Origin of the sequence: Poinsettia branch-inducing phytoplasma str. JR1 (genome assembly GCF_000309465.1) — a bacterium.
In the GTDB taxonomy this organism is placed as follows: Bacteria; Bacillota_I; Bacilli_A; order Acholeplasmatales; family Acholeplasmataceae; genus Phytoplasma; species Phytoplasma pruni.
Window position 1 is genome coordinate 1 of sequence record NZ_AKIK01000163.1, and the last position, 7816, is coordinate 7816.

Genomic DNA, 7816 nt, shown 5'->3' on the forward strand with positions numbered 1-7816 from the left:
TTTATTTATAAATTTAAATGAAAATTTAAAAAGAGGTAATTTTCCTATGCAAACAAAAGAAAATGTTGTTTTTAGACAAATAAGAGAACAAGCCCTTGCGGCTAATCAAGTTAGCACTCTTGAAACTGCAACTAAAAAAGGCGTTGCTACCAAAACAATGATATTATTGTTAACGGTTTTTGTATCAGGTATATTGCATTTTTCCTTAACTTCCCTTATAGCTGCAGGCAATCAAAGTGTGAAGGCTAGTTTATTATACTCTTCTATCGGCGTTGCTTCCTTGTTAGGTTTTGTATCTATGATGGTTAGTATTTTTGCTGGCCAAATGAATCAAAAACCCTTTGCTATTATGTATGCCGTTTCTGAAGGTATATTGATTAGTGGCGTTTTTGGTTTGATATCAGCATTAACTGGCGCTTATAGTGAGATCGTTTTAATATTAGCTATTTCAGTTGTTGGCACTTTGGTTGTTTTCTTGATTATGCATTTTTTATATTATCAAGGAATTTTAAAAGTTAATAATAAATTTAGAATGTCTGTTTTAGTTAGTTCTATAGTTATTTTCGCTTTTGTAATGATTAACATGCTTGTAAGCATCATTAGTGGTAAAAATTATTTAAGCGGTTATTGGCCTCAATTAGCTATTAGCGGAGTATTATTAGTTTTAGGTTCTGCTTTCTTAGCGATGGATTTTGATAATGTTGAACAAATCATGAAATTTGATATTTCTAAAAAATACGAATGGTCTTTAGCTTTCGCTTTCTTAACGACTTTAATATTAATTTTTGAACAAATAGCGAGAATTTTAATTCTTACAATGTTAGAAAAAGAAAATAATACTAGATAGAATCTAACATAAAAGAACGGGATTCTTTTCTGTTCGATCATTTAAAGTCATTCCCAAACGATGTAATTATAAGTTTTTAGGATAAATTAATAATCTTAATAACTTATAATTACATCTTATTTTTTTACTTATAAACTTTATCAAATTTATTTATAGGGAAAAATCATATCAAAACTTTTTAATATTTTTTTTGCCAAAAAAATCAAAAATTTATGGTGTAAAGATGTTATCAGACAAAATTAAAAATTTACCTAATGAACCAGGATGTTATCTGTTTCAGAATGAAAAACAAGAAGTGATTTATGTAGGTAAAGCTAAAAATTTAAAAAAACGGGTAAAAAGTTATTTTACCGGCTCTCATAATAAAAAAACTAGTGTTTTAGTTTTAGAAATTGTTGATTTTTCTTATATTTTAACTAATAACGAATTAGAAGCATTAATTTTAGAAGCTAATTTAATTAAAAGCTATTCGCCTAAATATAATTTTAAATTAATGGATGATAAAACTTATCCTTATATTGAAATTACTAACGAAAAACACCCTCGCTTGATTATATCTAGGTATAAAAATATTCCTCCAGGGAAAAGGTTATTTGGACCTTATCCTAATTCAGAAAGTTTAAAAGAAACAGTTAAGTTATTGCATAAAGTTTACCCTTTAAGAAGATGCCAACCTATCGGCAAAAAACCTTGTTTTTATTATCATATTAACCAATGTTTAGGGCCTTGCGCTCAAAAAGAAGTAGATTATCAACCTAACATTAATTTAATAGTTAAATTTTTAGAAGGCAATGATAAAGAAATTTTTAAACAAATAAAAACGTCTATGGAAGAAGCTAGTTCTAAATTGGAATTTGAAAAAGCTATTAAATATAAGGATCTTTTGTTTAATTTAAATAAAATAGTGGAAAAACAATTTATTAATGATAATAAATTAAAAAGTTGCGACATCGTTACTTTTTATTATAATGAAGATGATATATCTTTATATATTTTAAGAATGCATCGTGGCAATGTTTTTGATAACCATCAAATAGTGTTTAATTATGTAGGCGATGTGGTTGAAAATATAGTGACTTATTTATATTTATATTATCAAGAACAAACCATTCTTGAAGAAATGATTTTAGGCAAAGAAATGGCGTTGGATAAACCTAATATTCAAAACATTTTAAAAGCGAAAATTAGTATTGTTTCGAAAAAAAATCAAGGCGATTTATACGCTTTATCTTTAAAAAATGCTAAAGAAAATTTATTGAAATACAATTTAGTCCATAAATCTAAATTTGAAATTATGCAAGAATCATTAGATGAATTATCCCATATTTTTGATAAAAAGATTGATTATATCGAATCTTTTGATAATTCGCAATTATTCGGTCAATCTTTTGTGACTGCTATGATAGTGTTTAAAGAATTTAAATTTAATAAAAAATTTTATCGTAAATTTACGGTAGAAAAAGAATATCAAAACGAATATAACGCTTTTAATCATGTTTTAATTAGACATTATCAAAGATTTTTACAAATGGGCGTGCAAATGCCGGATTTGATTTTAGTAGATGGTGGAAAAATTCAATTCAACGCTTGTAAACAAGCTCTAGATTACTTAAATTTAGATATTAAACTAGGAGCTTTGAAAAAAAATAATAAACATCAACTAACTGAATTACTGTTAGAAGATAAAACCATCGTTTTAGATAAAAATAGTAATTTATACCGTTTTTTATTAAGAATAAGTGATGAAGTGCACCGTTTTACTCTTAATTTTCATCTTCAATTAAAAAAAAAGGAAGATAAAAATAGTTTGTTAACCGATATAAAAGGTTTAGGTATGAAAAGGTATCAAACTTTATTAAAACATTTTAAAGATATTGAAGACATTCAAAACGCTTCTTGTCAAGATTTTCAAAAATTAGATATTCCTTGTAGTATTTTAGAAAAAATAAAAAAGAAATATTCTTAAATTTGAGAATAAATCAAAAAATATTCTTAATTTGAAAAAAATATTTTTCTCAAATAGAAAGGCTTTAAAACTATATTTATGTCTAATAATAATACAATCATTAAAATTAGAGGCGCCCGCGTGCATAACCTTAAAAATATTAATTTAGATATTCCTAAATTTAAATTTATCGTTATTACGGGTGTTTCTGGTTCAGGCAAATCATCTTTAGCTTTTGATACTTTATATCAAGAAGGTAAAAGAAGGTATATGGAATCTTTAAGTGTGTATTCTCGTCAATTTTTAGGTAATTTTGAAAAACCTGATGTGGATCAAATTGAAGGATTAAGCCCGGCTATTAGTATTGATCAAAAAACTATTTCTCACAATCCTCGTTCTACTGTCGGCACTATTACAGAAATTTATGATTATTTAAGAGTTATTTACACTCATATTTCCGTCCCTTATAACCCTCATACTGATCAACCTATTCAAATTCAAACTACCGAACAAATTGTTCAACAGATTGCACAATTGGAATTGGATAGTAAAATTGTGATAATGGCTCCTATAGTGGAACAAAAAAAAGGTAATCATCAAAAACTTTTTAAACGTTTAATTAAAGATGGTTTTACTAGAGTGATGGTAGATCAAAAAATCCTTTCTTTGGATGAAATCCCTCTTTTGAATCAAAACGAAAAACATGATATTAATGTTATTATTGATCGTTTAAAAATACAAGATAAGATAGAAAGTAGATTAAACGCATCTTTAGATTTATCTTTAGCTTTAGTCAAAGAAAAAGTTTTTGTTTGGTTAAATGATCAAGAAATGTTAAAATTTCATCTTAATTATAGCAATGATGATCTTGAATTTACCATCCCAGAAAGAAATATGAGGTTATTTTCTTTTAACTCTTCTTTAGGCGCTTGTGAAACTTGTAAAGGTTTAGGGATTAGAAATAAATTTGACCAAAAACTTTTATTTTCTTTTAATAAGTCTCTGAATCAAGGCGGTTTTATTCTTTACCAACAACGCCGAGATTTTTACAATAAAATGCAAGATTTAGAACAATTTTGTGCTTACCATCAAATTGATATGAATATTCCTTTAAACAATTTAGAACCTGAATTATTAGACATCTTATTGTACGGCAAAGCCGATCTTAATAATAACCAACACGAACAACCTGAAATGGAAATGGGCGTTATTACTATTTTAGAATATTATTATGATAAATTATCTCAAAACGAAAGCGTGATGAGTTGGTTTAAAAAATTCCTGATTGAAGAAACTTGTTCTCATTGTTTAGGAGCGAGAATTAATAAAGCTGCTTTAACTTTCAAAATCAATCATAAAAACATTTATGAATTGACGCAAATGTCGATCGAAGAATTAGCTCATTTTATTGATCATCTAGAATTATCACCAGAAGAACAAAAAATTACGGCTTTACCACTGGAAGAAATTTCTCAAAGATTATCTTTTTTACAAGACATCGGGTTGAGTTATTTAACTTTAGAACGCAAAAGCAGTACTTTATCAGGCGGAGAATCACAAAGAATCCGTTTAGCTACTCAAATTGGTTCTAAATTATCAGGTGTTTTATACGTTTTAGATGAACCTTCCATTGGTTTGCATCAAAAAGATAATGATAATTTAATCACTGCTTTAAAAAAAATGACTGCTTTAGGTAATACTCTTTTAGTGGTAGAACATGATAAAGATACGATGTTAGCGTCTGATTATTTAATCGATATTGGTCCTTTAGCGGGTCGTTATGGCGGAGAGGTAGTTGCTTTCGGCACTCCTTCTGAAGTGATGGCGAATCCAAACAGTTTAACGGGTCAATATTTGTCCAACCAAAAAAACATCGCTTATCCGCAACAAAGACGCACCATTAATCCTCAACAAGTGGTTTATGTGAAAAACGCTTCTGAAAATAATTTAAAAAAGATTAACGTTGTTTTTCCTTTAGGTGTTTTTAACGTTGTGACGGGCGTTTCGGGGTCCGGAAAATCCACTTTAGTGAATAACGTTTTATTTAAAAATTTAAAAAATAAAAAAAAGCGTTTGTTAAAATATGAAAACAATGTTAATATGGTAGATGATCAAGGATATATTCGTAGAATAGTGGAAATTTCTCAATCTCCTATTGGTAAAACTCCAAGGAGTAATCCGGCTACTTATACGGGTCTTTTTGATAAGATAAGAGAATTATACGCTCAAACCAACGAAGCCAAAACTAGAGGATATCAAAAAGGACGTTTTTCCTTTAATGTTAAAGGAGGAAGTTGCGAACGTTGTTATGGCGATGGGATTAGAAGAATTTCAATGAATTTCTTACCTGATGTTTTTGTTACATGTGATGAATGTCATGGAAGTCGTTTCAGAAAAGACACTTTAACTATTAAATATAAAGGCAAAAATATCGCTGATGTGTTAAATATGACAGTTGATGAAGCTTTAGCCTTTTTCGATAACCATAAAAGAATCAAAGAACATATCCAATTTTTAAAAGATGTTGGTTTAGGTTATTTACAGCTAGGGCAAAGCTCCACTACTCTTTCTGGAGGAGAATGCCAAAGAATTAAACTGGCTAGTGAATTATATAAACAAATTACTCCGGATACTTTATATATTTTAGATGAACCAACCACGGGTCTACATTTTGAAGACATTAAACAATTAATCCAAGTTCTACACCGTATTACTGATAAAAAAGCGACTTTAGTGGTGATTGAACATAATTTAGATGTCATTAAAAATGCTGATTATGTGATCGATTTAGGTCCTGGCGGGGGAGTTCATGGAGGACATATAGTGGCTCAAGGAACGCCAGAAGAATTGAGCCAGAATGATCAGAGTTATACGGGATATTATTTAAATCAAATCTTAAAGATAAAATCATAGATAATAAAGGTAAAGGTAAATGGCTTTTAAATTAAAAACTTTATATAAACCTAGCGGAGACCAACCTAAAGCTATCGAACAATTATTATCTAATTTAGATAAAGGTCATAAAGAGCAGATTGTGATTGGCGCCACAGGGACAGGCAAAACTTTTACTATATCTAATATTATCCATAAATTAAATAAAAAAACTTTGATTATAGTTCATAATAAAACCTTAGCTGGACAATTATTTAACGAATTAAAAACCATGTTTCCTGATAATAAAGTAGAATATTTTATTTCTTATTTTGATTATTATCAACCAGAAGCTTATGTAGTCCGTAATGATACTTATATTGAAAAAGATTCTTTAATTAATGATGAAATAGATAAAATGCGTCATAGTGCTATTAATTCTTTAATCAATCATGATGATGTAATCGTTGTTTCCTCTGTTTCTTGTATTTATGGTGTAGGTGATATTGAGAATTACAAAAAATCTATTCTTTATTTAGAAAAAGGGATGAAATACATTTTAAAAGAATTGGTTAATCAATTAGTCGGCTTGAATTACCAAAGAAATGATTACTCTTTTAAAAGAGGTACTTTTAGGTTGAGAGGAGATACGATAGATATCGTTCCTTCTTCTGATACCACGCAAGGGGTAAGAATTATTTTTTGGGATGATGAAATTGAAGAAATTAAATTGTTTAATGCTGTTGATGGTGTTATTGTGGCTAATTTAGAAGATATCACTATTTTTCCCGCTTCTCTTTATGCTACTGATAAAGAGAAATTGGAAGAATCTATTTTGCGCATTCAACAAGAATTAACCGAACAAATAGTTTTTTTTAAAGATAAAAACCAACTAGTAGAAGCTCAAAAAATAGAAATGAAAACTAAATACGATTTAGAAATGTTGCAAGAATTGGGTTATTGTAATGGCATTGAAAATTATTCCAGACATTTATCTTTGAAAGCAGCAGGCGAAACGCCAACCACTTTGATTGATTATTTTGGGGATGATTTTTTAACTATTATTGATGAATCTCACGTGACCGTTTCTCAAATCAGAGGAATGTATGAAGGTGATTTTTCAAGAAAAAATAATTTAGTTCAATATGGTTTTCGTTTACCGAGTGCTTTAGATAACAGACCACTTAGATTTCCTGAATTTGAAAAAAAAATGGATAAAATAATTTATTTATCGGCTACTCCGGGCGATTATGAATTAAATAAAAATTTACCTATTGTGGAACAAATCATTCGTCCTACTTTTGTACTAGACCCTATTATTGAAGTTCGTCCTACTAAAAATCAAATTGAAAATTTATATTTTGAAATTAAAAAAAGAGCAGAAAATAACGAAAGAACTTTAGTATCCACTATCACTATTAAGATGAGCGAAGATTTAACTAGTTATTTAAAAGATTTAGGCATTAAAGTGGCTTATTTACATAGCGAAATTAAATCTTTAGAAAGATTAGTTATTTTAGAAGATTTAATGATCGGCACTTATGATTGTTTAATTGGAGTTAATTTATTAAGAGAAGGGTTGGATTTGCCATTAGTTTCGTTAGTGGCTATTTTAGACGCTGATAAACAAGGTTTTTTAAGAAATAAAAGAAGCCTTATTCAAACTATTGGCAGAGCGGCACGTAATATTAACGGTAAGGCCATTCTTTATGGTGATGTTATTACTGACGCTATGCAAGAAGCGATAGAAGAAACGCAACGTCGTAGAACTCTTCAAGAGGAATATAACCGTGTTCATAATGTTAAACCGACTCCCATTATTAAAACTATTGTAAAAAAAAATATTATGGACAAACAAAAAGCCCAAAAAGAAGAAGTCTCTTTATTAGCTTCTAGCAAAAACCAAAAAAATAGGCTAGATTTAAAACAACTACAAAAATCAATGAAAGAAGCGGCTAAACAGTTAAATTTTGAACAAGCTGTTATTTATAGAGATTTAATCAAAAACATTAAAAAATCTTAATCTTTATAACATAAAAAAAGATTGAGGTGCCCCACAAAAGTGGTACCAAAAGAAAACAACTAATTGAACCAAATTGTTTATTAATTAAAAATAAACAGTTTGGTTTTTTTTATTTAGCCAAACTTAAAAA

General features: G+C 28.5%; 4 protein-coding genes. All 4 read left to right on the forward strand.

Annotated elements, in window-relative coordinates:
* The coding region (locus tag ON17_RS02995) for a Bax inhibitor-1/YccA family membrane protein (RefSeq protein ID WP_017192024.1) at positions 1–847 on the forward strand (847 nt) is incomplete at its 5' end.
* Positions 848–1070: 223 nt separating this feature from the next.
* Complete coding sequence (gene uvrC / locus ON17_RS03000; protein ID WP_017192025.1) at positions 1071–2813, forward strand: excinuclease ABC subunit UvrC; 1743 nt, start codon at positions 1071–1073, stop codon at positions 2811–2813.
* A gap of 78 nt (positions 2814–2891) precedes the next feature.
* The gene (gene uvrA / locus ON17_RS03005; RefSeq protein ID WP_017192026.1) at positions 2892–5705 is read left to right on the forward strand and encodes an excinuclease ABC subunit UvrA; all 2814 of its coding nucleotides are present in this window, start codon (positions 2892–2894) and stop codon (positions 5703–5705) included.
* A gap of 19 nt (positions 5706–5724) precedes the next feature.
* The gene (uvrB, locus tag ON17_RS03010; RefSeq protein WP_017192027.1) at positions 5725–7686 is read left to right on the forward strand and encodes an excinuclease ABC subunit UvrB; all 1962 of its coding nucleotides are present in this window, start codon (positions 5725–5727) and stop codon (positions 7684–7686) included.
* Positions 7687–7816 lie beyond the last annotated feature (130 nt).